The organism is Terasakiella pusilla DSM 6293, assembly GCF_000688235.1.
GTDB lineage: Bacteria > Pseudomonadota > Alphaproteobacteria > Rhodospirillales > Terasakiellaceae > Terasakiella > Terasakiella pusilla.
In genome coordinates this window covers 130,931-156,944 of sequence record NZ_JHYO01000004.1, presented here as the reverse complement: position 1 = coordinate 156,944, position 26,014 = coordinate 130,931, and the positions used below count along the sequence as shown (strand labels likewise).

The 26,014-nt window shown below is 52.3% G+C and carries 21 protein-coding genes; 13 read left to right on the top strand and 8 right to left on the bottom strand.

What is annotated here, in order from left to right:
- Positions 1–244 precede the first annotated feature (244 nt).
- The 3 genes from Q397_RS0104110 (at position 245) to ybaK (ending at position 2,841) form a co-directional block, all read left to right on the top strand.
- Positions 245–1,294: a cytochrome-c peroxidase gene (locus Q397_RS0104110; protein WP_028878328.1), complete on the top strand. Its 1,050-nt coding sequence runs from the start codon at positions 245–247 to the stop codon at positions 1,292–1,294.
- Between the two features lie 101 nt (positions 1,295–1,395).
- Entirely contained in the window at positions 1,396–2,346 is a 951-nt protein-coding gene (locus tag Q397_RS0104105; RefSeq protein WP_028878327.1) for a hydrogen peroxide-inducible genes activator, read from the top strand.
- A 24-nt stretch (positions 2,347–2,370) separates the two neighbouring features.
- Entirely contained in the window at positions 2,371–2,841 is a 471-nt protein-coding gene (ybaK, locus tag Q397_RS0104100) for a Cys-tRNA(Pro) deacylase (protein WP_028878326.1), read from the top strand.
- Here the strand turns inward: ybaK and Q397_RS0104095 are convergent.
- Positions 2,838–3,734: a DMT family transporter gene (locus Q397_RS0104095; protein ID WP_038012828.1), complete on the bottom strand. Its 897-nt coding sequence runs from the start codon at positions 3,732–3,734 to the stop codon at positions 2,838–2,840. The genes ybaK and Q397_RS0104095 overlap by 4 nt on opposite strands.
- Before the next feature lie 75 nt (positions 3,735–3,809).
- Positions 3,810–4,181, bottom strand: a complete 372-nt coding sequence (locus Q397_RS0104090; protein WP_038012827.1) for a VOC family protein — start codon at positions 4,179–4,181, stop codon at positions 3,810–3,812.
- Between the two features lie 61 nt (positions 4,182–4,242).
- On the opposite strand from Q397_RS0104090, the gene Q397_RS0104085 reads away from it, so the two are divergent.
- Positions 4,243–4,887 carry an alpha/beta family hydrolase gene (locus Q397_RS0104085; RefSeq protein WP_028878323.1) on the top strand — a complete coding sequence of 215 codons (645 nt, stop codon included), beginning with the start codon at positions 4,243–4,245 and terminating at the stop codon, positions 4,885–4,887.
- Entirely contained in the window at positions 4,887–5,516 is a 630-nt protein-coding gene (locus tag Q397_RS21010; protein WP_051609694.1) for a LysE family translocator, read from the top strand. Before Q397_RS0104085 ends, Q397_RS21010 begins: the two co-directional genes overlap by 1 nt.
- Here the strand turns inward: Q397_RS21010 and rquA are convergent.
- Both rquA and Q397_RS0104070 read right to left on the bottom strand, forming a co-directional pair.
- Entirely contained in the window at positions 5,508–6,227 is a 720-nt protein-coding gene (gene rquA / locus Q397_RS0104075) for a rhodoquinone biosynthesis methyltransferase RquA (protein WP_051609693.1), read from the bottom strand. The genes Q397_RS21010 and rquA overlap by 9 nt on opposite strands.
- A gap of 78 nt (positions 6,228–6,305) precedes the next feature.
- Positions 6,306–7,226: a LysR substrate-binding domain-containing protein gene (locus tag Q397_RS0104070; RefSeq protein ID WP_028878321.1), complete on the bottom strand. Its 921-nt coding sequence runs from the start codon at positions 7,224–7,226 to the stop codon at positions 6,306–6,308.
- Between the two features lie 206 nt (positions 7,227–7,432).
- On the opposite strand from Q397_RS0104070, the gene Q397_RS0104065 reads away from it, so the two are divergent.
- On the top strand, positions 7,433–7,651 hold the full coding sequence (locus tag Q397_RS0104065; protein WP_028878320.1) for a ribbon-helix-helix domain-containing protein: 219 nt from the start codon (positions 7,433–7,435) through the stop codon (positions 7,649–7,651).
- Between the two features lie 22 nt (positions 7,652–7,673).
- On the opposite strand, the gene Q397_RS0104060 is transcribed toward Q397_RS0104065, so the two are convergent.
- Entirely contained in the window at positions 7,674–11,276 is a 3,603-nt protein-coding gene (locus tag Q397_RS0104060) for an AsmA family protein (RefSeq protein WP_028878319.1), read from the bottom strand.
- A gap of 266 nt (positions 11,277–11,542) precedes the next feature.
- Between Q397_RS0104060 and Q397_RS0104055 the strand changes: the two genes are divergently transcribed.
- From Q397_RS0104055 to Q397_RS0104035, 5 genes are all read left to right on the top strand, one after another.
- Positions 11,543–13,204: a hypothetical protein gene (locus tag Q397_RS0104055; protein WP_028878318.1), complete on the top strand. Its 1,662-nt coding sequence runs from the start codon at positions 11,543–11,545 to the stop codon at positions 13,202–13,204.
- Between the two features lie 451 nt (positions 13,205–13,655).
- Positions 13,656–15,515: a ribonucleoside-diphosphate reductase subunit alpha gene (locus Q397_RS0104050; RefSeq protein ID WP_028878317.1), complete on the top strand. Its 1,860-nt coding sequence runs from the start codon at positions 13,656–13,658 to the stop codon at positions 15,513–15,515.
- A gap of 87 nt (positions 15,516–15,602) precedes the next feature.
- Positions 15,603–16,562, top strand: coding sequence for a ribonucleotide-diphosphate reductase subunit beta (locus Q397_RS0104045; protein WP_028878316.1), 960 nt, complete (start codon positions 15,603–15,605; stop codon positions 16,560–16,562).
- 73 nt (positions 16,563–16,635) lie between these two features.
- A complete protein-coding gene (locus Q397_RS0104040) occupies positions 16,636–17,526 on the top strand; it encodes a hypothetical protein (RefSeq protein WP_028878315.1) in 891 nt (296 codons plus the stop codon).
- 63 nt (positions 17,527–17,589) lie between these two features.
- The gene (locus Q397_RS0104035) at positions 17,590–18,468 is read left to right on the top strand and encodes a hypothetical protein (protein ID WP_028878314.1); all 879 of its coding nucleotides are present in this window, start codon (positions 17,590–17,592) and stop codon (positions 18,466–18,468) included.
- A gap of 47 nt (positions 18,469–18,515) precedes the next feature.
- Here Q397_RS0104035 and Q397_RS0104030 read toward each other — a convergent pair whose 3' ends face one another.
- The gene (locus Q397_RS0104030; protein ID WP_028878313.1) at positions 18,516–19,910 is read right to left on the bottom strand and encodes an FAD-linked oxidase C-terminal domain-containing protein; all 1,395 of its coding nucleotides are present in this window, start codon (positions 19,908–19,910) and stop codon (positions 18,516–18,518) included.
- A gap of 146 nt (positions 19,911–20,056) precedes the next feature.
- Here Q397_RS0104030 and Q397_RS0104025 point away from each other — a divergent pair, with 146 nt between their 5' ends.
- Together Q397_RS0104025 and Q397_RS0104020 are read left to right on the top strand one after the other, a co-directional pair.
- On the top strand, positions 20,057–20,800 hold the full coding sequence (locus Q397_RS0104025; protein ID WP_028878312.1) for an MBL fold metallo-hydrolase: 744 nt from the start codon (positions 20,057–20,059) through the stop codon (positions 20,798–20,800).
- Positions 20,801–20,928: 128 nt separating this feature from the next.
- Complete coding sequence (locus tag Q397_RS0104020; protein WP_028878311.1) at positions 20,929–22,731, top strand: ATP-binding cassette domain-containing protein; 1,803 nt, start codon at positions 20,929–20,931, stop codon at positions 22,729–22,731.
- Here the strand turns inward: Q397_RS0104020 and Q397_RS0104015 are convergent.
- Positions 22,728–23,345 (bottom strand): FMN-dependent NADH-azoreductase, encoded by a 618-nt coding sequence (locus tag Q397_RS0104015; RefSeq protein ID WP_028878310.1) that lies wholly within the window; start codon positions 23,343–23,345, stop codon positions 22,728–22,730. The two genes, Q397_RS0104020 and Q397_RS0104015, sit on opposite strands and share 4 nt — an antisense overlap.
- A 155-nt stretch (positions 23,346–23,500) precedes the next feature.
- Positions 23,501–25,879 (bottom strand): ammonium transporter, encoded by a 2,379-nt coding sequence (gene amt, locus Q397_RS21005; RefSeq protein WP_156950626.1) that lies wholly within the window; start codon positions 25,877–25,879, stop codon positions 23,501–23,503.
- Positions 25,880–26,014: the final 135 nt, after the last annotated feature.

Sequence of the window (26,014 nt, the reverse complement as noted above, 5' to 3'; positions counted from 1 at the left end):
GCAGCATAACGACTACCAACACCCTTGCATTGTACCTGTAACCACAGGCTTTTCAATCCTGATCATTATAAACAAATTCTTGTTATAACTTATAGGTTTATAGTTTTAGCCTATGGGCTGGATTGTTTAATAATATTTCCTTTTCTCCCTCCCTTTCCCCATACTTTTTCTATCCCGTCAATGGGGGTGGGATCGAAGGAACTTGGGCCTTCGCACGAATAGATTTCGACCAATGGAGAGTATCATGAAACGGTTATTAAGCATGACCGCCGCCTGTCTGGTTGCTTGTATGGGGACACAAGCACTGGCCGCAGACAACGCACTTGTTACAAAAGCAAATGAATATTTTAAACAGGTACCGACCTCGATCCCGGAGATTAAGGGCAATAACATCACACCGGAACGCATCGAGCTGGGGAAAGACCTGTTTTTTGATCCACGCCTGTCTGCCAGCCATCTGATCAGTTGCAACACCTGTCACAACGTCGGTATGGGCGGGGATGACAACCTTGAAACATCCATCGGTCACGGCTGGGCCAAAGGGCCACGCAACGCCCCGACCGCCTTCAACGCCGTCTTTAATATCGCCCAGTTCTGGGATGGTCGTGCAGAAGATTTGAAAGCACAGGCCAAAGGCCCCGTGCAAGCGGGTGTGGAAATGAACAACACACCGGAACGTGTGGTCACAACCCTAAAAAGCATGCCGGGTTATGTAGATCAGTTTAAAAAAGCCTTCCCGAAAGATGCCGATCCGGTGACCTTCGACAATATGGCAATTGCGATTGAAGCCTTTGAAGCAACCCTGACCACGCCACATTCCCCGTTCGACAAGTTTTTGGGCGGCGACAGCAAGGCGCTTACCCCCCAAGAACAAGTCGGTCTTGACCTGTTTATCGAAAAAGGCTGCGTCACCTGCCACGCGGGCGTCAACGTCGGCGGTGAGGGCTACTACCCGTTTGGGGTCATGGAAAAACCGGGCGCAGACATCCTGCCTGCAAACGACAAAGGTCGTTTTGAAGTGACAAAAACAGCCGACGATTCTTATGTCTTCCGCGCTGCCCCGTTGCGCAACATCGAACTGACCGGCCCTTACTTCCACACCGGCAAAGTCTGGGATTTGAAACAGGCCGTCGCCATCATGGGCACCAGCCAGTTGGGTGAAGCGCTCAACGAGAAGGAAATCGACGATATCACCGCCTTCTTGAAAACGCTCACCGGGGAACAGCCGCAGATCACCTATCCGATCCTGCCGAAATCCACCGCTGCGACTCCGTTGCCGATTGATATGCAATAAGCAGCTTTTCGCGCAAGTATCGAACAAAGGGGGTCTGGTCACAGGCTCCCTTTCTTGCGTATATACTACCCTCTTCCTTCCCGCCCTTCAGGAGACTGGCAATGAAACTGACACAGCTTAGATACGCCCTCATGGTCGCACGTGAAAAAAACTTCAGCCGCGCCGCCGAACTTTGCAACGTCACTCAACCGTCCCTAAGTGTTGCCATCAAAAACCTGGAAGAAGAACTGAACGTCAACATCTTTGAGCGCATCAAGAACGAGATCAAAATCACCGAAGAAGGTAAAAAAATTCTCGCCCAGACGCAAAAAGCCCTCGAAGAGATCGACCATATCAGAGAAATCGCCGACAGCACCCATGGCGAACTCTCCGGCACCATCCGACTTGCTGCCATTTATTCCGTCGGGCCTTACATCTTCCCGCTGATCCTGTCGGCAATCTATGAGGCTGCACCCAAAATCACCCTGTTGATTGAGGAAAATTATACCTCGACCCTGCTGGAGTTTCTGGCACACGGACGCATTGATGCCGCCCTCGTTGCCCTGCCCTTTGACCATCCAGGCATGAGCGTCATCCCGCTTTACAAAGAACCTTTCGCCTGCGCGCTACCCAAAGGCCACCGCTGGGAAGGGCGCAATGATCTAAAGGGGGATGAACTGGCAGATGAAAAGCTCTTGTTGTTAGGCAAAGGCCATTGCTTCCGCGAGCAAGTGTTGGAAATTTGCAAGTTCCCCCATTCCTTTGAAGATAACAGCAAAGGCGTTCACAGTTTTATTGAAGGCAACTCCCTTGAGACCCTGCGCCATATGGTCGCCGTGGGGACAGGCATCACCGTCATGCCTCATTCTGCCCTTGAAAACTTCCTCTGCGCTGCGCAAACCACCTGTCACCAGCGCAGCCAACACTCTGTGCGCTATGCCCACTTTAAAGATCCAGCGCCATCGCGTACAATCGCGCTTGCGTTTAGGTCGTCCTATACAAACATGAACGCGATCAAAACCATCGCCGATGTCATCAAGGCCCATAAACCCGCCGGATGCCTCGACGTTTAACCCGCCACACGAACGAGCCTGCTTATGACCCCCGCCATTGATCTTGCGAAGAAAAAGAAAATCAGCTTTCAGGTCCATCACTATGACCATGACCCAAGCGCCCAATCTTATGGAGAAGAAGCGGCGGAGAAAATGGGGCTGCCGGCAAATCGCGTTTTTAAAACACTGGTCGTTGCCAGCGATAAAAACAGCCTGTGCGTCTGCATCGTCCCGGTGTCCGGCATGTTGGACCTCAAGGCCGTCGCCAAAGCGATCAAAGTAAAAAAAGTCGCTATGGCAGATGCGGGCAAAGTGCAGTCCATCACAGGCTATGTACTGGGGGGCGTCAGTCCCTTGGGGCAAAAAAAGCAACTCGCCACCGTGATTGACGACACCGCACAAGCTTTTGACACCATCTTTGTCAGTGCCGGTAAACGCGGGCTGGAGATCGAACTTTCCCCCTCAGACCTACAGGCCCTGACCCGCGCCCAGTTTGCCCCCATCGGCAAGGATTAAGCCGTTATCGCGCGGCGAAACAAACGCCCGTCAATCATCAATAAACCAAACAGGATCAGCCCCATCCCGATCATCTGATCCACAGTTAAGCGTTCCCCCAACAAACTGTGACCCAAAGCAATGGCGCTAATGGGGACCAAAAATGTCACCAGCATCAAATTGGTCGCGCCTGACGTTGCCAAGATCCGAAAATACAAGATATAGGCCACAACCGTGCAGAAAAACGCCAGCATCAACAACGCGACCCAGACATCAACGCTTGGCATAAAATACCCATTGGGGAAGCCAAAAATCAGCGCAACCGGCGTCATCACCAGTGCCGAACAGGTCACCTGTCCAGTTGCCGTCACCATCGGATTGATCCCTTTAAAGCGTCGCCCCCAAATGGCTGCACAGCCGTAAGAAACCGCCGCCATCAAAATGGCCAACTGAGCAAGGATCGCGTTGGAAAGACCGCTTAGCGCCTCTGTTCCCACCATCACCACAACACCGACAAACCCAAGCAATAGGCCGATGACCTTGCGAGAGGTAATTTTTTCATCAGTGGTTAAAAATTGGGCGAGGATAATCGTGAACAGGGGTGTCGTTGCATTGAAGATCGACGCAAGGGAGCCCGTAATCTCCGTCTGTCCCCAGACGATCAAGCTAAAGGGAATGGCGTTATTTAACACCCCCATAACGAAAAAGGCCACCCAGAGAGACAGGCTGTTTGGTACGGGAATACGGCGCACGCACAAAATCAGCCAAAGCAAAAGGGCCGCGCCTAACACACGGCCCCACACAACGACAAAGGCACTGACTTCCTGCAGCGCGATTTCTGCATAATAGAAAGACCCGCCCCAAATCAGGGACAGGATAATCAACAAGGTCCAGTCGGTCCATCGCATCTGCATCACACACTCCTTCAAAATTTGTGTGTAAACCTAACCTTGATAAACCGGGCAGACTGGCTGCTTTCGGACCTTGTGTTAATTTTGGTTCGGGTATTGAATCAAGGTGAAAACATTGTTGGCCGGATCACGGAAATGAGCCAGCGCGCCGCCCCATTCTTCCATCTCCGGCTTGCCTTCAAAGTCAACGCCTTTGGCTTTCAAGTCTTTGTAGGTTGCTTTGATATCTTCCACAGCAAAAGACACACCGGTAAAGCGCCCGACCATGCCCGCGGCTTCCGGTTCGCTCAAATCCACCTCTTCAAGGATCAATTTTGTGCCCGGCAGGTCATAAACAACCACGCCTTCCCCTTCAAACCCGATCACAAAGCCCAAAGCATCAACAAAAAAGTCCTTTGTTGTCTGGAAATCATCGGAAAAAATACGAATGGCATCAATTGCGTTCAGCATCACTTGCGTCCCTGAAAAATTACGTTCATATACTCAATAGCAAATACATGAGGAAAAAACCATGAACTATCTCATCAATGGACCCGAAAATTCTGACATTACCCTCGCCTTCGCCCACGGCGCCGGCGCCCATATGGATAGTGCCTTCATGGAACGCGTCGCCGTTGGTCTGGGCGAACGCGGCATTAAAGTCGTGCGGTTTGAATTTCCCTACATGCAAAAACGCCGCGAAACCGGCAAAAAACGCCCGCCGGATCGCACGCCCAAACTGCTCAACGCCTGGCGCGAGATCATTGCCGATTTGGGCGGACCGGAAAATCTGTTTATTGGCGGCAAATCCTTGGGCGGCCGTATGGCGACCATGATTGCAGCCGAACTGGAAGCCGAAGAAACACCCTTGCGCGGCGTCTGCGTCACCGGCTACCCCTTCCATCCCCTTGGTAAGTCGGAACCAGAATATCTGCGCACCGAACATTTGATGACACTAAAAACCCCGACCCTGATTTGTCAGGGCGCGCGCGATGCCATGGGCTGGTGGGATGAAGTTGTGGAATATGGCCTGCCCGATACCATCGACTTCCATTGGGCCGATGATGGGGACCATGACCTGAAGCCGCGTAACCTATCCGGTCGCACCATGCGCCAAAATCAGGACGAAGCGATTGAAGCCCTCGCCGACTGGCTGAAAGCCAAAGCTGCTTCATAATGATTGATCTTGCCACCCTGATTGCCTTTACCCTGACCGCCGGCGCGATTGTGTTGTCACCGGGGCCAGATACGGTCCTGATCCTGCGCTACGCCCTCAATTCCGGGCGGCGCGTGGGGTTTGCAACCGTGCTCGGGGTGCAAATCGGGTTGGTTGGACATACCTTATTAGCCATCTTTGGTATTTCCCTGATCGTCGCGTCCAGCCCTGTTCTGTTTAAAACAGTCGCGGTCTTGGGGGCGGCTTATCTGGCGTGGATTGGCATACAGGGCTTTCGCGGGACCACGCTTAAGTTTGACAGCACCGGACCGGCCATCAGCGCCCAAAAGGCCATGCGCGATGCCACCCTATGCAATCTGTTAAACCCCAAAGTCATTATCCTGTTTCTGGCCCTTCTCCCCAACTTTGTCGATCCTGCGCGTGGCAGTGTGACGGGGCAGCTCATCATTTTGTCGGCGCTGCTGGTGGTGATCAATGTGATCTGGCAAGCGCCATTAGCATGGGCAGCAGATGCGGTGCGCGGATGGCTGTCGCGTCCGCGCGTGCAAAAAGTCGTCAATTATTCCACAGGGGCTTTTCTGCTCTTATTCGCCGGATTGATGTTGTGGGAACATCTCATCCTATCCTAAGCGCGTGACCACCACTTTTTGATAAAGCCCGCCGAAGATGGTTTCTTTCGTCCAGTTCCACGCCTCAGCGTCATGGGCATAATCCTGAATTTCTTTATGCCATAAGCCTTTTGCGAACGGTTCCAGCCAATCAAACACTTTACTCATGATCGGTTTTAAGGGGTGGAACTTACCCGGTTTATGATAATCCACAAAAACGATCTTTCCGCCCGGTTTCACCGACGCGAGCATGGCATTAACGATCTTTTCCTTCATATCTTCCGGTACTTCATGCAGCAAAAAGAAGCACACAACCGTGTCATAAGGCGTGTTGGTCTGCGCGATAGAGGCATCGCCCAGTTTCACGTTGGCCTGCGGGAAGCCTTCAACCCGTTTACGTGCCGTTTCGACCTGAATGGGGGCGACGTCCATCACGTCCAGATGACCGGATCGCCCCACGGCTTTTGCAAGATCGGTGGAAAAGCGACCATAGACAGCGGCTGATTGCAGCACACGCTGGCCTTCTTCAATCTCCGCCACCGTCATGCGGATCAGACGGGTGGCATTGCCCCATAGAATCGCAGCCACCACGGGCGCGGAACTTAAAAACGGGACGGTTTTGGGATTTAAATAGGCCCAAGTATATGTTTTTTGCAAATAATCCGGCACAGACACAGAACTGCTATCGTCCTGCGCCGCCGCTTGCGCGCTACGCTTACGTAAATAGGTCATGAGACCCCCTCAATGAACACCAACAGCAATCATATATGATTATGTGTTAATTCCAAATGAAGCTTTTCAGACACAGCCTTAATCATTTTGCATGGCTGCTTCCTGCAAGACCCATTCACGAAAAATCGCCACCTTCGGGATTTCGCCCCGTCCGATCGGGTGGGTCAGGTAATATCCATCGCTTTGATCCGGCATATTCGGCCCTTCAAACGGGATAACCAGTGTGCCATCACGCAGCTCATCCTTAATCGCGGTCTTGCCTTCCAAGGCCACCCCAAGGGAGTTCATCGCCGCATCAATGGCAAGGGTTGCCCGGTTAAAATGCAGCCCCTTTGCCGGATTGATCCCGCGCACCCCCGCATTTTCCAACCACATGGGCCACGTGGTCAAACGCGCCTCACTATGGATCAAGGTGTGGTGGATCAAATCATCAGGCGCCTTTAACACGGGTCCCGTCTCTAATAAATGTGGTGAACAGACAGGCACCATGGTTTCGCTAAACAGTTTAAGGGCTGTCTGATCCGGCCAGTTGCCACGACCGTACATCAACCCCACATCAAACCTGTCATACACACTGTTGGACGGGTTAAGTGTTGAATTGACCCGAATATTCACATCAGGGTGGCTTGCGACAAACCGATGCAGGCGCGGCATCAACCAGGATTTTGCAAAAATCGGCGCAGTCGCCACCGTCAAGATATCCCCCGCCCCTTGCGCCATCACGGATGTCACCACATCAGCAATATCATCAAAAGAACGCGACAGACAGGGCGAGAGACTTTTGCCGGCATCGGTTAAAACCAACGCCTTCTCGCCTCGTTTAGAATGATTCAGTCGATGAAACAATTTCACGCCCATGTAGCTTTCCAGCGCTTGCACCGCATGGGACACCGCAGAGGGGCTAACATTTAGATCTTCTGCGGCTTTTTTAAAGCTAAGAAACCGGGCTGCGGCTTCAAATGAGCGCAACTGAGCGAGGGGAGGAAGAGGTCTTACCATTTAATCACATGAATCATTTTCATCTACTTGGTGAAATCTTATCGTTTGTTCCCGACCAAGGAAAGACCTAAGTATGGGGTTAAGAAAAAAGAAAACGTCCGTCACCATTGACGAAACAGGAAACAGGGATACCTCAGGATATGCTGACACAGAGTGCAGAAGCCGTTAATATCTATTGGGAACAACGCGGAATGAGCGCACCACTAATGACGGAAAAACTTTCACTTCGAAAACGATCTGTGACCATCGCAGGTCACGGCACGAGTGTTTCTCTGGAAAATGCCTTTTGGGATGCGCTGAAAGACTTGGCGGAAGACCGCGGTATCTCCATGAACGCGCTCATCACCGAGATCGATAAAGAACGCACCGGCAACCTGTCCAGTGCGATCCGTGTCTTTATTCTGGAAAATATGCGCCGCTTCTAAAACGGCGCACACTTTTACCCTTTTATTTCTTTCTCAATAAATCACCGATCCCACGGATCAACTGCTCTTCAGCAGACGGCGCAGGTTGTGATGATGAGCCACCCGGCGGTGGTGGCGGTGGCGCGACAGTGCCATCACCGGACACGGCGGGCGCTTCTGTCGGCGCGGGGGCCGGAGCCGCCGTTGGGGCTTCAGTTTTAATGCCACCTGCCCCTAACAAACCACGCAGCACATTGCCCACGCCTTTCTTTTCCAACTTATCAGGCAGCGGGATCACCAGACCACCGCCGCTGGAAAGACCGCCCGTATCCAGTTTTACATCCGGTGCGTCCATGGCACCGCGAATAGAGAACGGATATTCCTGTTTCATCTTGGCTTTTTGGGCCAACAACCCCACCAAGGCATTTTGTTGCAGATTAAGCTTACCTGAAACATCAACCATCCAGTCAGGCAAATTAACCGTCCCGCTTGCGCCGCCATTGGCGATGGTGGAGGTTAATTGCGCGGTCGTCAGGGTCGCAACCCCATTAACCATATCCGACTTTACCGTCACATCGGCCAGACCCGTCTTGGCATTGCTCCCCGACAGAGCTGCCAACAGGCTAAGGATTTGAAGGGGAGAACCTTTCCCCCCGGAATCGACGGACACACGCGTCAGATCAAGCGCTGCATTTCCGTTCAAGCCCGACACAAAATCCCATTCACTCCGGCCTTGGGTCGCCAGTTTTGCGCTGAGGCTCACACCGCCATCTGCTTTGGTCCCACTGCCCGATTGACGCAGGGCCTGTGACAGTTTTAAGCCCGTGCCGGTCAGATCAAAATTAATCTGCGCCTGATCACCCACACTCACTTTAGACGTGGCATTGATCTTGCCGCCAAAAAGATCAGCCGTCGCTTTGGACAGGTCCAACACGCCATCTTTTAAATCCGCTGCCAACACCACATTGCTGGCAACCATCTGATCCTTGCGAACAGATTTCGCCTGCACACGGATTTTCGCATCCATAGACTTTAAGGCGGTCAGATCAATCGGTTCACGCGACCATTTCCCTGACGTCTTTTTCGTGGTTGACCCCGCGCCCGTGCTGGCACCGCTGCCCGCACCATTGGTTGCCTTTTGTTGCGGCCCACCTTCTGCCGGCATCAAGGGATCAAGGATCAGATCACCCACGTTCAGGGCAACATCTGCATAAGGACGCGCCCCCATTTTATAAAGCACTTCCCCGCCCAGATCCGTCTTACCAATCACGCCGGTTAAATTTTTCAAATTCACCTGATTCAGGGTATAGATCAGGTCCGTATTAACATCCAACCGCCCTACGGGACCGGTCGGGCGATAGCTCAACCCCAGACCCTCCGTCAGGCGCGACAAACTGGCAAACTGCGCACTGACTGTGGCATCCAGCTTCGGCAACGGTAAAATATCCGCTTGACCGGACAGGACAACACTGCCCCCCAACGCATCCAGACTAACATCCACTTGCGGGGCGAGCACATTGTTGTTCAGCGTCGCAGATAAAGCCACCGCGCCGACCTTCTGCCAATCCAACGCATCCGACAAGCCCGCGATTTTTGCCGCACCGGACAGGTCTTTGCCTGACGCTTTAAAATGCAGGTTATCGGCCTGTACGCCCTTATCCGTGCGGACAAGCTTGCCACTGACACCCAAGGTCACGCCTGCAAAATCGCCCACACTGGCTTTCTTGATATTCAGTCCGCCATTATAGACCGTGGCTTCAACCGCGGCATTTTTGATCGTGCGCTTTTGATAGGTTAACTCCCCCAGACGCACATCCAGATTGGCATCAAACGCATCCAGCACCTTAAGCGCAGCAACCGGATCAAAGGCGGCGCCAGTTTTAGTGGCGGCCTGAGGCGTCGAAGAGATTGCGCCCGTCGCACTTCCCGCCCCTTGTTGGGCTGGTGCCTGTTCATCGGGAAGGTACGCATCCAAATTCAGGCGATCCACAGTGATGCTTGCCCCGAAGGACGGGCGAGACTGCAGGGCAATATTGGCAGCGCCTTTCAAGGTTGTGCCATCCATCTTGGCGCTCAGGCCCTGAATGGCCAAAGCGTCCGGCGTGGCGCTTAAATTTGTTTGCAGACTGATCTGCTGTAAACGATCTGCGGGCAACCCATTGGTCTCCACCTCGGCCCACCGCAGCAGGCCGCGCAGATGTGTAATATTCAGTTCCATTGACCCGTCAAACTGGACTGTGCCTTTGCGTTCACCAGCGACACCGACAAGGGTCAATTCCCCCGCCCCCGGTAACAAAGCGGAAAGCTGTTCCAGCGCCACTTCCCCTTGAGAAACAGAAATCGCGCCCTGCACCTGTCGAATGGAATCGCCTTTCAACAGGACCGCATCCACATTCAGGTTGATCGTGGCTTCAAGGTTCGTCGGGATGTGTACCGCCTTCCCCTCAACAGATGCCGCACTTGCAGCCCCTGTTTCAGCAGGCCCCTGCCCGATGGAAGCCGAAACACGATTGGCCTGCGTTGCCTTCGCCCGTTTTGTCGGTGTGATCAACAGCGGCAACGGGGCAGGTTCTGTTACTTTATAAGGGGCTTTGGTCAGCCAGATATCCCCATCGATCTTTTTAAAGGACAGGGAGGTCTTGAGCGTATTTACATCCCCCAAAGAGGCATCAAGCTTCAGGCGTCCATGATCTTCCCCAAGGTTCAGGTCCAGCCCGTCACCTTCAAACAAGATACCGTTTTTACCCGCTGCGATATCACCGCTGATTTTAAACGGTCGATCCAAGCCACCGGGCAATGTGTCGGTTTTAGCAAAAGCGCTGACAAACCCCGCCAGACTTTCCCCAGTCACATCCAATTTGGTCTTAATCTTCGGCCCGTCCGCCAGATTAACCACTGTCCCGGAGATAAAGCCCGCCGTTTGACCGTGGGCAAATTTGATCTGGGTGGCGAAGCTTGCCGTACGTCCATGTACAATCTGCCCGACCGTCGTTTCAAAGCCGACAGGGATACCGCGCAGTTTCATCGTACCGGCCGCTTCATAAGGGCCTTTTAATCCTGCAAGGGCAAACCTGCTGTTCAGCTCGGACACTTCTTCATACACATCTTGGGCAGGATCACTGTAGATCAAACGACCATTTTCGATGATAAAGTCATCAATCTGGATCGGCAGATCAGGATTGTCGTTAGATTGGCCAACGCTAAAGGCAGGATCGGTCCGCTGTTGCGGGACCGAGAGAGTTTCGCCATTATCGTCTGGCAGGCTGACGTCCCAGTTACCTTTTCCGTTTGGCAACATTTCAAGACGAATCGTCGGATCGATCATGTGAATGGAGTTAACGTGCAAATTCCCGGCCAACAACGGCAGCAATGCAACCCGCACATCAAGCTGGCGAATCTCCACCATATCTTGAGACGAGGCACCTTCAGCATTGGCAAAACGGATGTCATCCAAAGTCAACTTCGGGCTGGGTAAGACGCTAAAGGCAATATCACCGCCTACAACCAGATCACGCCCGGTGACAGCCTTCACTTTTTGCGCGATCTCCGCACGATACCCTGACCAGTCAATAAATCCGGGCACCACCAAAATCGCGGTAACAACCACAACGACAAAAACACCCAGTCCGATAAGGATTTTCTTCACGTTTTCTACACCCGCTTAACATATGCACAATAACTGAAATAGCTTTGCAGTACTAATCTTCAAGCCCCAATCCCCTGAGTATCATTTAACTGAGAAAAAAACAGCAAAATACTAAACTCTTTTAAATTGAATGTTGATTTTCTCTAACTAAATAATAGGTACCTCTTGATCCTAGGTTGATAAATGCCCATAAAGTAAACTTAATTCGTTAAAAACAGAAAATTCAACCGCCAATACAAAACCGGCAACGTATGCAGGACCACATAATGCAAGCTACGCCGCCCAAGAATAACCCGACCGGGACGGCACCAGACAGTAATCCAGCCTTTGCTGACTTGGTCAACCTCCCTACGGGGACAGACAAAGACACGCTCATCCATACAATCGATAGCGCTGTAACCCTTGTCGTGTCCGAGTTAACCAACCATACAAAGGGCGAACTCCCCGCCCCTTTGCTTGTTCGCGTGCAAACGGCACTCGCCTTTTTGGAACAATGCCTCGCGTTTAAGGATCAGGAATTTACAGCCTTCGCCAAGAAGCGCGCCCTCGAATTACAGAGCGCCCTTGGCAATACCATCAAACGCCTTGAGGGCACCCAGTCGGGGCCAAAAGCCGCGCCAACTCCCGCCCCACTGCCATCCCCCGGCCCGCCACCAGCAGCCCCCGCACCACAAGTCGCACCTTCTCAATCCACCGATTTCCCCTATCTGCGCGAAGAAGCGATTTTACGGGACTATGCCTTTAAACGCCTGTCAGCTCGTCTGGCCTTTTTGCGCGGAGATCATGTCAAGGTAATCAATCAAAAGGCAGTGACCCTCAGTGGAATCAACTGTGACGGTGTCCCGGTGTTCTTTTTGCTTTCCCCGGACTTCCCCCCCATCCTGCACGATGCTCTTGACGCCCTCCTGCACGAAAAGCGTGACCTGCTGTCGCGGCGAATATACATCCACACCACACCGGATGAGTCTGACGACGATATCCTTACCCTCTATCGCGAGACCTACCACCGTGACATCGACGGAATTATAGCGCTTGCCTTTGATGACTGGTCTGGCGAAATTGCCAAAGCCGACATCAAAGGAACCAGCCTACCGCAAGAAAAGCGCCTGATCACCGGCGGGAAAAAAGAAGAAAAAAGCGGCATTGGCTCCAGCTTAAAAAAAGTGTTTTCCTTCAAAGACAAAAACACCCAAAAGACGCCTCCTCTCACCACGACCAAAACCCCCAACAGCCTTGCGCTGCGTATACATAAAGAATGGCTGGCATTGGAAGCGAAAGGCGTCTTCAACCTGTCGCAGCACTTTAGCTTCAGCGTTCTGTCTTATGTTATCCAACTGAGTGAAAAGCAATTTCAGACAGAATATGACTGTATCGTCCAGATTGTTGATCAACAGGAAGAACCGGACGTCGGCCCCGTTATCGCCAACCTGTCACGGCTTTATAAGTTTTATGACAACATCTTTTTCGACCTTGTCATCCTCACCCTGCTCCAGCGTAAAAACGCGTTCGATATCAACATGCTGCAAGCGGCCTGCATGTCGCAAAACTTTGTTGTCGAACGTCTTCCCTTGACCATGGACGAACTGCGCCGCCGCCCCATGGAACATGCCAAACTTATCTTGCGCACCCTCGCCGATCAGGCGGATAAGGACACTGTCAAACGCGCTATAAGCGACTACTTTCATGTTCATCACACAATTCATGCCTCCAAAGTCGGAAAACGGTTGCAGGCATCTGAGAATCTGTTAAAACGCCGCGCGGAGAAGGCAATCGGATCTGAACTCAAGATTCTGAAAGAAATTTTAGGCATTCTCAGCGAAGTCGCCAGCCTAAAGGCCCGTCAGGAATCAGACGGCGTTTTTCTGGGTGAAGAGATCTTGGACACCATCACCATCGGGGTCCAGCGCGCGATGAGCCACCTACCCTAAAGTGGTATAGAAGAAAAGCGCTAGGAAAAATGCGCACTGTTTCAGATACGTAATTTTTTTAAGCTTAAAATTTTGCCTCAACACACTATAATTTGTTGACAGGCACCCCCTCAATACACAATATCTAGGGGTGCGATGCATTGCGCATCAGGCCACGCAAAACACGGTCAACCCCTTTAAATCTGCTGGTTTTACAAGGCTGACCTATACTCAAGTACTAGGAAACTATGCTTGTTATTGCGACCGTCTTCTCCATATATATGGGTGGGCGGTCGATACGCGAATCTGGTCTGTTTGTGAAAGGCTTACACATCAAAACGGGATGGGTGGATGTCCCGCCTTTGACACACGGGATACGAACAACCGGATGCCAGACCATCTGTCAGGCAGTGGCTGTATCGTATCTTTATTTTTGAACCGCTAATCGGAGGCGAATACAGTGGAATCGAGTATGCTTGATGTTGTTCAGGTACAAGGGGGCTGTCAGGTCCATGTGGATCATGCGCGCGACAGTCATCTGACCGACTTCGGCAAATCTGTGTTGGCAGATCGTTACCTCATGCCGGAAGAAAGCTATCAGGACCTGTTTGGTCGTGTGGCTTCTGCCTATGGTGATAACGATGCCCATGCCCAGCGCATTTATGATTACATGAGCCGCCTTTGGTTTATGCCCTCAACGCCCGTTCTATCCAACGGCGGCACCACACGTGGCTTGCCGATTTCCTGCTTCCTCAACGAAGCAAACGACAGTCTGGACGGGATCGTCGGTCTGTGGACGGAAAACGTCTGGCTGGCTGCAAAAGGCGGCGGTATCGGGTCTTACTGGGGCAACCTGCGTTCCATCGGGGAACAAGTCGGTCGTGTGGGTAAAACATCCGGCGTTGTGCCCTTCATCCGCGTGATGGATTCCATGACACTGGCGATTTCTCAAGGGTCCTTGCGTCGCGGGTCTGCGGCTGTCTATCTGCCGGACCACCACCCGGAACTGGAAGAATTTATCGAACTGCGCCGCCCGACAGGGGGGGATCCCAACCGTAAGACACCAAACCTGCACCATGGGGTGCTGCTGTCTGACAAATTTATGCGCGCCGTTGAAAGTGACGAGGACTGGAAACTGCTGTCTCCGCATGACGGTACGGTGATGCGCACGGTAAAAGCCCGCGCCCTGTGGATTCGCATCCTCACAGCCCGTATCGAAACGGGTGAGCCTTACATTATCTATTCTGACCACGTCAACACAGCCCTGCCGGAACATCACAAGCTGGCGGGCCTGACGGTCAAGACCTCCAACCTCTGTGCCGAGATCACCCTGCCGACAGGGATCGACCATCACGGGAAAGAGCGTACCGCCGTTTGCTGTCTGTCTTCCCTTAACCTTGCCAACTACGAAGCGTGGAAAGACAACCCACGCTTTATTGAAGATATCCTGCGTTTCTTGGATAACGTTTTGGACGACTTTATCGCCAAAGCACCGGACGAAATGGCACGCGCCAAATATTCCGCCATGCGCGAACGTAGCGTTGGTCTGGGGGTTATGGGCTTCCATTCCCTGTTGCAGAAAAACCGCGTCCCGTTTGAATCTGCGCTTGCAAAAGCTTGGAACCGCAACATCTTCGCTCACATCCAAAAGAAAGCCGACGAAGCGTCCGAACTTTTGGCGGACGAGCGTGGCTCCTGCCCGGATGCGGAAGAATACGGCATCAAAGCCCGTTTCTCCTGCAAGACAGCCATTGCACCGACAGCTTCCATCTCCATCATCTGCGGCGGTTCTTCCCCGGGGATCGAGCCGATTGCAGCCAACAGCTACATGCACAAAACCCTGTCCGGTTCCTTCAACGTGCGCAACCCGTATCTGGCGGCTGTACTGGAAGACCATGGCAGAAACGACGAAGACACATGGACCTCTATCACCGTTCATGAAGGCTCCGTCCAGCATCTGGATTTCTTGTCTCAGGATGAAAAAGACATCTTCAAAACCTCGTTTGAACTGGATCAGATCTGGGTTGTGGATTTGGCAGCAGATCGCGCACCGTTTATCGATCAGGCGCAATCGGTCAACCTGTTCCTGCCCGCAAACGTACACAAACGCGATTTGCATCAGCTCCACTTCCAAGCGTGGAAGCGCGGACTTAAGAGCCTTTATTACTGTCGCTCCAAATCCATCCAGCGCGCCGAAGTGGTCGCCACCAAGGACCATGTCCCGGATAGCCTGAAGCAACTGCTGGAAAAAGTGGCAACGCCAGACAATCCGCGTCTGCCAATGAACACCAATGACGCCGACAAATACGAAGAATGTCTGGCCTGTCAGTAAGATAAAAGTGCGCACCTGTTAAACCGGGTGCGCACCATTTTAACGAGTCTCCCGCCGAGTGCGCGAAAACAAACGGAACTAAGTACAATGTCACTTTTGGACGCAAGCCCCGTCTATAAACCTTTCAGCTATCCCTGGTGCTACGAAGCCTGGTTGACCCAGCAACAAGTGCACTGGTTACCGGAAGAAGTGCCGCTGGCGGATGACGTCAAAGACTGGCACAAAAACCTGACAGAATCCGAACGTCACCTGCTGACACAGATTTTCCGCTTCTTCACCCAAAGTGATATCGAAGTCAACAACTGCTACATGCGTCACTACACCCGTGTCTTCCAACCGACCGAAGTGCAGATGATGCTGGCGGCTTTCTCTAATATGGAAACCATCCATATTGCGGCCTATTCTCACCTTCTTGATACCATCGGTATCCCGGAAGCTGAATATGCGGCCTTCCTTAAATATAAGGAAATGAAAGACAAATACGACTACATGCAGCAGTTCGGTGTGGAAACAAAGATCGACATCGCAACCACCTTGGCGGTGTTTGGGGCCTTCACAGAAGGGCTGCAACTGTTTGCCAGCTTCGCAATTTTGCTCAACTTCCCGCGTCTGAATAAGATGAAGGGCATGGGCCAGATCGTCACATGGTCTGTGCGCGACGAAACCCTGCACTGTAACTCCATCGTCAAACTGTACCGCACCTTCCTGTCGGAAAACCCGGAAATTGATGTGGAAGAACTGCACAAGCGCCTGTATGAGGCTTGCGCCACCATCATCCATCACGAAGATGCGTTTATCGACCTGTGCTTTGAAATGGGCGCCATCGAAGGCATGAGCCCGGAAGATGTCAAACTCTACATCCGTTACATCGGGGATCGCCGTCTCGAACAATTGGGGATGGAGCCACAGTATAACATCGAAAAGAACCCGCTGCCGTGGCTAGATGCGATGCTGAATGCGGTGGAACATGCCAACTTCTTTGAAAACCGCGCGACTGAATATTCCAAAGCCGCGACCCAAGGATCATGGGAAGACGCCTTCGCCTAACCCATAAAGATGATAGACACCGGTTAGTGTGGATGGGACAATCCCCCGTCATGACACTAACCGGACGTTTATTATGTCTTTGCGCCTACGCAATAGCCTGATCCTCCTCGCCCTGATCCTGATCTGCTTTTCAGGGCTGTTTGATACGCTGTATCGCTTAAGCCCCCTGCCCGCTTTTGAACAGGAAGCCGCTGGTTATCTGGCGGATGTGCGCGAACGGGCTGCTTATGCCTATGCGGTTGCCCGGACCCTTAATGCGACCATCTCCCTTCTCGAATCGGTTGACACAGGTATTGGTGTGGTCAGTATCCAGCCCGGTCAGGTGCTCGAACCCATCAATGATATGATTGAACAATTCTCCGATCTTGTGCTCATTGCCCTGGCCAGTGTGGGGGTACAGGAAATTTTGATCGCGGTGCTGGAGGATATCTCCTGGACCTATCTTCTTCCCCTCGCTTTGCTGCCGCTTTTACTCGCCCCGTGGGTTGGGAAACAAGGCCCGCGCCTGCGCCGGATCGGACTGATCCTGCTGGTCAGTGTCATCGGGACACGGTTATTGATCCCCACCCTTGCCCTTGGCGGGCATATGATCTCTGAAAACTATCTTAAGCAGGATTACCATCAGGCCATTGCACAAGTCGAAACCGTGCGCGCCCAGACCAATCAGGCTATGGGGGTCACACCTAAAAACACCCAACCCCTGCCACCGATTACCACCACGCCAAAAGGGGCGTCGGTCTTCTCCAACACACCGGATCAATCGGGAGCCAGTCTGCCCGTACCGGACTGGGACACGGTGAAGGGACTAGCCAATACAGACAAAATCCTCGCTCTCCTCAGCAACATACCGGAACGGATTATTACCCTGATTACCATTTTTGCGTTTGAAACAATCGCCCTTCCTATCCTCATGGTATTCTTATTCTTTTGGGTGGGTCGTATTATACTACAGCGCGAACAATAGGGATTGAACTCATTCATAAAAGACATATGATTGTGCGATCCTGATGGAGTAAATATAAAAACAATGTCCACCTTGAAACGTCCTCTTTTCATCGCCGCCTGCCTGCTGAGTTTTGGCGTCAGCACAACGCACGTGGCTGCCAGCGCACAAGAACGCCTCTACACCGCCATGCAGCAGGCAACCTTGAGTCAGCAAATCGCCAAGTCATCCTGCTTTGTCGCGACCTTCAATGATAAAGATGACAACCTGCGACAATTAAAAAACAGCCTTGAGCAATATGAGATCAACCACCAGAATGCCCTCACCACACAAGAGGACACAGCCGAGCTGAAAGCCATCAGCCCCATATGGCGACTGAACCAGTTTGCCGGATTACTCACGCTGGATACACCGGATACACCGGGGCTGGATATCGATATGACAGGCCGTTTAAACAGTCAGTTACTCGACCAAAACATGAAAGTCGCAGACAGTATCCTTGCAACAGAAACAGAAGAAAAGCCCTTCCTGTCCACCCTGCACGCCACCATGCGTCTGGGTGTCGCCTTGCAAAAAGCGACCAAAGCCTATTGCTATCTGTCCTACGGTCTGGATGAAAACCTGAACGGAATTAAACTGCGCCAAGACGTCTACATGTTTGATCGGGATATCAAAGCCTTGCTGGAAGGCGACCTTGAACGCAATGTCATGGCCCCCGCCAACGAGACCTTAAGCACAAAACTCAACCGTGTGCAAAATCAGTGGCAGATCGTGAGGCGCAAACTTTTGGCCGTGATTGAAGGCGAACCCGCCCATAGCAGCGACTTCAAAATCATCTCCGCCATCAACGAGCCGCTGCTCCGCGAAACGCGCGAGATCACGCAAGCCTTCATTGCCGGCTATAAAGACCATCACAAAGATAGCGATGAAATCGTCCTGCATGAAGACAGTCCGATCAACTAGATAGAACCAAAAAAGCAGTGCCGGTGACACTGCTTTTCTCTTTATCCTTACAGGCTCACGATTTTACCCGGGTTCATGATGTTATCTGGATCAAGCGCTTTTTTAAGCGTGCGCATGATCGCAAGCCCCTCTTCCCCAAACTCGCTTTCCAGATATTTCATCTTGCCGTGTCCAATGCCATGTTCCCCCGTGCAGGTGCCTTCCATGGCGATGGCGCGCTCAACAATGCGGGCATTCAGACGTTTGGCTTCATTCAACTGATCTTCATTGTCCGGATCAAACACAAACAGGGCATGGAAGTTGCCATCCCCCACATGCCCCACAATCGTGCCATACAGGTCGCTTTTCTCCATATCCGCTTTGGTTTCCAGGATCGCTTCTGCCAGACGCGAGATCGGCACACAGGCATCGGATGACACCCCTTTGCACCCCGGGCGCATGGCAAGGGCGGCATAATACGCATTGTGACGCGCGGACCATAGACGGTCGCGATCTTCCTGTTTATCCGCCCATTGGAAGTGGGTGCCGCCAAATTCTTCCGCGAATCCTTTCACAATTTCCACCTGCTCCTTCAACCCTTGCGGGGAGCCATGAAATTCAAAGAACAGGGTCGGGGCGACTTCGTAGTTCAGTTTGGAATATTTATTAACCGCATCCATCTGGTTTTCATCCAGCAATTCAATCCGCGCAATCGGAATACCGCATTGAATGGTCATGATCACCGTATTGACCGCCGCTTCCAAAGACGGGAAAGGACAAATCGCCGCGCTGATACTTTCCGGGATCCCGTACAGGCGCAGGGTAACTTCCGTGACAATGCCCAGCGTGCCTTCCGCCCCGATATAAAGGTGAGTCAGGTCATAGCCTGCCGCGGATTTTTTCGCACGCGAAGCGGTTTTGACAACCTCCCCGGTCGGTGTCACCACTGTCAAAGACAAAACGTTTTCACGCATGGTGCCGTAACGCACCGCATTGGTGCCGGATGCGCGCGTTGACGTCATACCGCCCAAAGACGCATCTGCGCCCGGATCGATGGGGAAAAACAAACCTGTATCACGCAGATATTCGTTCAATGTCTTGCGGGTCACACCGGCCTGAACGGTCACGTCCAGATCTTCGGGGCGCACTTCCACAATCTCTGTCATCAGGGACAAATCGATACAGACCCCGCCATGTAAGGCCGCAACATGACCTTCCAACGACGTGCCTGTCCCATAAGGAATCACGGGCACCTTATGTTTGGCGCATAATTTAACGATATTAGAAACTTCTTTTGTAGAAAGTGTGAACACCACCACATCCGGCGCCTTTGCCGTATGGTATGACTCATCTGTTCCATGTTGCTCACACAGCGCAGCCGAGGTCGAAACACGATCCTCTGCCGTCAGCGCGATCAGGGCGTCAAGGAAAGAAGAATCGATTGTGCCGTAGGTGCTGCTCATGTGCTCTGTATCCTGATAATAATTCTCGCTGACACGCAGATTATAAGAGACAGCGCAAAAGAACAAGGTAGCATTTGCGCGTTAACAATTGACTTTAAAGTTGAGACATGCTCGTTAGCATAACAACGAAGTGAGGTACTTTTTTCATGAGTTTGGTAGACGTTCAGTTTTTGGGCTGCGGCGATGCATTTGGCACCGGCGGACGGTTTAACACCTGTTTTCACGTCAAGGGGACAAAATCTTCCTTCTTGATCGATTGTGGGGCGTCCTCTCTGGTTGCCATGAAAAAATTTAACGTGGACCCGAACTCGATCGATACCATTTTCCTGACCCACTTACATGGCGACCATTTTGCCGGTGTGATCTTCTTTTTAATGGACGCGCGCTATCTTGCTCAACGCACCCGCCCGCTGACCATTGCCGGTCCCAAAGGGGTAAGACAGCGCATCAAAGACACCATGAATGTGCTTTATCCCGGCTGTTGGGACAAGCCCGACAACTTTGACATTCATTTTTTCGAACTGGCCAAAGGAAAACGGCAAACCATCCAAAACATCGGCGTTCATCCCTTTAATGCCAAGCACTTACTGGATGGCAACGACTTCATCCTGCGCTTTGAAATCGATGGCAAAACCATCACCTACAGCGGAGATACGGGATGGACGACTGAACTGATCCCAGCGGCGAAAGATGCTGACCTGTTTATCTGCGAAGCTTTTCACTATGACCGCGTCTGTGAATTCCATTTGGCCTACGCCACGATCAAGGAAAAACAAAACCAGCTTCAGGCCAAAACAACCGTCCTCACCCATTTGGGGCCGGAAACCTTCGAAAAGATTAACGAGCTGACCCTACAGGTCGCCTTTGACGGTATGAAAATCTCCGTCTAAGTGTCAATCGTATTAAAGACACCATAATTCAAGCAAAACCATACATTCGCCATTTGCCGCCAGCTATGGAATCTAGTACATAGACCAGCAGTGATTTTAGATACAAACCTGTAAGGCAAGACCAATCCATGGCTCCCCCTCTTCTGACCCTTCGTGATGTGCATGTAACCTTTGGCGGACGTCCCGTTTTTGAAGGGGTCGACTGTCACATCCAGCAAAATGACCGCATCTGTCTGGTCGGGCGCAACGGGTCCGGTAAATCCACCCTGATGAAAGTCATGGCTGGCCTTGTCGAAGTCGATGACGGGGATGTTTTTATCCAACCCGGTGTCACCGTTTCGTACCTGCCGCAAGACCCGGCCCTGCCCAAAGGTATGACAGTGCATGACTATGTTCATGCCGGATTGCGCCACGAAGACGAACATCACCGCGTCGCCATGTGTCTGGATGCGATGAAGCTGGATGGGGATCGTGATACCTCCACCCTATCCGGTGGGGAAGGCCGCCGCGCCGCCATCGCGCGCGCCATTGTCTCTGAACCCGATATCCTGTTGCTCGACGAACCGACCAACCACCTTGATCTACCCACCATCCAATGGTTGGAGGAAGAGCTGCAATCCTTCCGCGGGGCGATGATGATGATCAGTCACGACCGCACCTTCTTGCGCAAACTGTCACGCCAGCTCATGTGGCTGGACCGTTCCAAAGTACGCCGCACCGATCAGGGCTATGAATTTTTCGACGAATGGGTCGAACATGTGATGGCGGAAGAGGAAAAGGAACTCACCCGCATCAACATCCAGATCAAAGAAGAAGAGCGCTATATGCTCAAGGGTGTGACCGCACGACGCAAACGTAATATGCGGCGCGTGCGCAAACTGGCTGACCTGCGCGAACAAAAAGCCGGACGCGTCAAAGCCCAAGGCACCGCCAACCTGCAACTGGATAGCGGGGAAAATTCCGGCAAGCTGGTCATTGAGGCGATAGATCTGTTCAAGGCTTTTGGCGACAAAATCATCACCAAAGGCTTCTCCACCCGCGTCATGCGCGGCGATAAAATCGGCCTGATCGGACCCAACGGGGCAGGTAAAACCACCCTGCTAAAAATGCTTACAGGGCAAGTGGAACCGGATAGCGGCGAGATTCGCATCGGCACCAACCTGACGGCTGGATATTTTGATCAAAAACGCGACAACCTGCCGCAGGACGTCACCTGCTGGGACTATCTTGCCGATACCGGCGGGGACGAAATTATGGTCCATGGCACGCCCAAGCATGTGGTCACTTATATGCGCGACTTTTTGTTTGAAGAACGACAAGCCCGCCAGCCCATCCATGCCCTGTCCGGTGGGGAGAAAAACCGCCTGATGCTGGCAAAACTGTTAGCAAACCCGACCAACTTCCTGGTGCTTGACGAACCGACAAACGATCTGGATATGGAAACATTGGACCTGCTGCAAGAAGTGCTGTCCGATTATGACGGCACGCTGTTGCTGGTCAGCCACGATCGGGACTTCCTTGATCGCGTCGTCACCTCCACCATCGCGGTGGAAGGGATGGGTAATGTGCAGGAATATCCGGGCGGCTATGAAGATTACCTGAGCCAGCGCAAAGAGTTGGAACAGGAAAAAGAAAAAGCGCAAGCCAAAGACAAACCTGCCGACAAACCAAAACCACAGGCCAAAAAACCCAAAGGCAAGCTGAGCTATAAAGACCAGCGCGAACTGGATATGCTGCCGCAAAAGATGGAAGAGTTGGGTGTGGAAAAAGAAAAGCTGGAAGCCGAACTTGCCGACCCCAGCCTTTTCACAAAAAATCCCGATCGTTTCCAGAAAGCCAGCGATCGTCTGGTTGCCGTTCAAAATGAACTGGATGCATCTGAGGAACGCTGGCTGGAACTGGAAATGATGGTTGAGGAACTGAACGCTTAAGCCGCCAGTACCTGATCGATTTCTTCTTCAACTTTTGCAATGGCGGCTGCCACGGCTTCTTCGCCCATTGCCAGACCATTGGCCTGCAACGCTGTCACATCGTTCAGGCCAATAAAGCCAAACACGGTTTTCAGGTACGGCAAAACAAAGTCCATTTGCGGATACCCGTTTTCGGAATAATCGCCACCACGGGTCGCGAGCACATAAACCGGTTTGTCTTCCACAAGGCCAACCGGACCATTTTCAGTGTATTTAAACGTTTCCCCTGCGCGGGCGAAATGATCAACATAAGCTTTCAGACCGGACGGGATACCGAAGTTGTGCATCGGCACACCGAGGACGATTGCGTCCGCTTCTTTAATCGCCTTGATAATGGTATCGGAACGATCTACATGCGCCTGTTGCTCCGCACTGCGTTGATCTGCCGGTGTGAAATAAGCCCCAAGCACGTCACCATCGGCGTGTGGCAGGTTGAGCGCAACGGTATCATGCTCGATCACCTCAAAAGTTTCACCTTTTGCGGCTTGGTACTTTGCAACGAAAGACGCTGTCAGTTTGCGAGAAATAGAATTATCAGCCATCGGGCTGGAATTGATAAGAAGAATTTTAGACATCTGGACTACCTGTTGATTTGATGAAGAATTTATCTGGCACTAAGATGCCCTCTTTCCACATTTTTTAAAATCCCCGCATTGCGAAAATTATTGTTTCCAAAATCACATCAATCCGACCCCACCTCCCCCTAAATGGGGCCGGATTGCTCCCCTAATTACTCTGCCGCTTGATCTGCCATCTTGTGTAAAGACAAGCTGCCAACCAGTCGGTTTAACTCCGACGCAGTTCTAGAGATTTCGTCCGCCTCGATCTTTAGCTCGCTGGCTTGCGATCGGCTTAAGCCAGCGGCCGTCATCACATCGGCAATCCCTTCATTCAAAGCCCCCGTTGCCTGTGCCGCTTGTCCAGCAGTGCTTGAGGCCTGATATGTATTCCCCGCCACCCGCTTGATCTCGTCCGCCACATGGCTGGTCATCCCCGTCATATCCTGCAATCGCCCGGAAATCAGGTCGGCCGCACTGGATTGCACCCCAACGGCTTGGGTGATCCCATCCGTTTTGTCATTCACGTCTTCCACAAGGTGGGCGATTTTTTCCATCACCTGCACCGCATCAACCGCGCCCGCCTGCATGATCCGCATACGCGATTCAATGTCAGCAATAGCTTTGGCGGTTTGATCTGCAAGGTTCTTCACTTCCCCCGCCACAACCGCAAAGCCTTTGCCCGCTGCCCCGCTGCGCGCTGCTTCAATGGTTGCGTTCAGAGCCAGCATATTGGTCTGGTTTGCGATATCACTGATCAAGGACAGGACAGCGCCTGTGGCTTCTGCCGCTTCACCCAATGCTTTCATTTTATCGCGACCTTCGCGCACCTCACCCACCGCATCTTTCAACAAGGCTTGCGTTTGTCCTGTGGAGGATGAGATGTCATCAATACTGGCAACCACACTGCGGATTTCATCTGCAACACTGCGCACCGTGGTCGACATTTCATCAGCACTTTGTGCAATTGTTTTGGCAAGATTACCGGCTTCACCCACATCACAGGCCATCACATTCATGCTGCCGGACACCGTTTTTGTCGTCGTTTCCAGCTCTTGTGCGCGCGATTGCGTTTGCTCCGCCTGCGCACTCAGGCCTGTGGACATATTGGCAAGATTGCGCGAGGCATTGACCAAAACCGAGGTGGTTTGCTCCATCCCTGAGACCAAACGAGCATTGCGTTTCATGAGCCGCTGAAAATAAAAGGCGATTTCATCGGCTTCATCCGCCGCGATAAAATTCGCGTGCGGCTCATCCTTGTCCCCTTGGCTGCCAAACACATGTTCCATTTCCCGCAGAACGTGGGAAGCCCCCATGGTCGCGGCATGTTCAGCAAAGTTAAGCCCATTCAACTCATCGGCTGCACAGACACGCATCCCGCCCTCAAACAACTGATCAATGGCTTTCAACAGCACATAAGGCAAAACGAACGCCCAGAGAAATGCCACACCAACACCAACCGCCTGCACATAAGCCTGCCCCCACATGGTGTTGCCGCCAAAACTTCCGACCGGTGCCACAAACGCAAGCGCCAGTGTCCCAAAGGCGCCTGCGACCCCGTGCACAGACACGGCCCCGACCACGTCATCGGCCTTCACTTTCTTTTCCAGAAAATCTGCCGCAACCACGACAGTGACTGCTGCGCCCGCGCCGATAAAGATTGCCCCCCACAGGCTGACCACATCACATCCTGCCGTGATCCCGACAAGACCACCAAGAACCCCGTTGATGGATCGATCCGGTCGGTAATGCCCATCGACCACACGCCCACAGATTAACCCGACAAGCCCGCCAAAGGCACCCGCCACAACCGTATTGGCAATAATATGGGCAAAGGCGGGTGTGCCAGCGGTGGTTGATCCGCCATTAAACCCGATCCAGCCAATCCACAACACGATGCAGCCAAATGTCGCCAGCACGGGGCTATGTCCATTAATCACAACAGGTTTACCTGCTTCATCATAACGTCCCAGACGCGGACCAATCACCAAGATCGCCGCCAAGGCAACCCAGCCCCCGACACTATGCACCACGGTCGATCCGGCAAAATCAATAAAGCCCATAGAGGTCAGGAACGTTTCATTGTCCGCATTTAACAGGTTGCCCCACGCCCAATGCCCATAGACCGGATAAATCAGCACGGCAATCAACAAGGTCACCACCAGATAGCCGCCAAACTTCATGCGTTCGGCAACCGCACCGGACACAATCGTTGCCGCTGTCCCACAAAAAACCACCTGAAAGATAAAAAAGGTAAAGGTCCAATCTTCCACCTGATCAAAGGCAAGCAATCTCGTTTCAAAACCGATCAGCCCCGCAAAAGAGGTGCCGAACATCATCATAAAACCGATGGCTCCAAAACAGACCGTGGCGAGAATGAAATCAGCAATGTTTTTTTGTGCAACGTTGATAGAGTTTTTGGAACGAACCAACCCCGCTTCTAAAAGTAAAAAGCCGCCTTGCATAAAAAATACAAGGCAGGCAGCCATCATTGTCCAGATATGGTCGATATTGACCTGTTTTTGTACCAATTCGCTTTCCAAAAAGGTCAACCTTTATTCCAGCGCCACCGCATCCATGGCCTGTGCCAGCGAGGTTGAAAGCAAAAAAGGTAAACTGAATAATCCCAGCGAAAAAAGACGTCCTGCGCCCGACCCGACTCGTTCCATAAGCTATCTCCGATTGTT

Coding starts and splice junctions, on each gene's coding strand:
- Q397_RS0104015 (WP_028878310.1), bottom strand. CDS start 23,345: ATGTCTAAAATTCTTCTTATCAATTCCAGCCCGATGGCTGATAATTCT.
- Q397_RS0104110 (WP_028878328.1), top strand. CDS start 245: ATGAAACGGTTATTAAGCATGACCGCCGCCTGTCTGGTTGCTTGTATG.
- rquA (WP_051609693.1), bottom strand. CDS start 6,227: ATGACCTATTTACGTAAGCGTAGCGCGCAAGCGGCGGCGCAGGACGAT.
- Q397_RS0104025 (WP_028878312.1), top strand. CDS start 20,057: ATGAGTTTGGTAGACGTTCAGTTTTTGGGCTGCGGCGATGCATTTGGC.
- Q397_RS21010 (WP_051609694.1), top strand. CDS start 4,887: ATGATTGATCTTGCCACCCTGATTGCCTTTACCCTGACCGCCGGCGCG.
- Q397_RS0104035 (WP_028878314.1), top strand. CDS start 17,590: ATGTCCACCTTGAAACGTCCTCTTTTCATCGCCGCCTGCCTGCTGAGT.
- Q397_RS0104045 (WP_028878316.1), top strand. CDS start 15,603: ATGTCACTTTTGGACGCAAGCCCCGTCTATAAACCTTTCAGCTATCCC.
- Q397_RS0104040 (WP_028878315.1), top strand. CDS start 16,636: ATGTCTTTGCGCCTACGCAATAGCCTGATCCTCCTCGCCCTGATCCTG.
- ybaK (WP_028878326.1), top strand. CDS start 2,371: ATGACCCCCGCCATTGATCTTGCGAAGAAAAAGAAAATCAGCTTTCAG.
- Q397_RS0104030 (WP_028878313.1), bottom strand. CDS start 19,910: ATGAGCAGCACCTACGGCACAATCGATTCTTCTTTCCTTGACGCCCTG.
- Q397_RS0104070 (WP_028878321.1), bottom strand. CDS start 7,226: ATGGTAAGACCTCTTCCTCCCCTCGCTCAGTTGCGCTCATTTGAAGCC.
- Q397_RS0104020 (WP_028878311.1), top strand. CDS start 20,929: ATGGCTCCCCCTCTTCTGACCCTTCGTGATGTGCATGTAACCTTTGGC.
- Q397_RS0104095 (WP_038012828.1), bottom strand. CDS start 3,734: ATGCAGATGCGATGGACCGACTGGACCTTGTTGATTATCCTGTCCCTG.
- Q397_RS0104085 (WP_028878323.1), top strand. CDS start 4,243: ATGAACTATCTCATCAATGGACCCGAAAATTCTGACATTACCCTCGCC.
- Q397_RS0104090 (WP_038012827.1), bottom strand. CDS start 4,181: ATGCTGAACGCAATTGATGCCATTCGTATTTTTTCCGATGATTTCCAG.
- Q397_RS0104065 (WP_028878320.1), top strand. CDS start 7,433: ATGACGGAAAAACTTTCACTTCGAAAACGATCTGTGACCATCGCAGGT.
- Q397_RS0104050 (WP_028878317.1), top strand. CDS start 13,656: ATGCTTGATGTTGTTCAGGTACAAGGGGGCTGTCAGGTCCATGTGGAT.
- Q397_RS0104105 (WP_028878327.1), top strand. CDS start 1,396: ATGAAACTGACACAGCTTAGATACGCCCTCATGGTCGCACGTGAAAAA.
- Q397_RS0104055 (WP_028878318.1), top strand. CDS start 11,543: ATGCAAGCTACGCCGCCCAAGAATAACCCGACCGGGACGGCACCAGAC.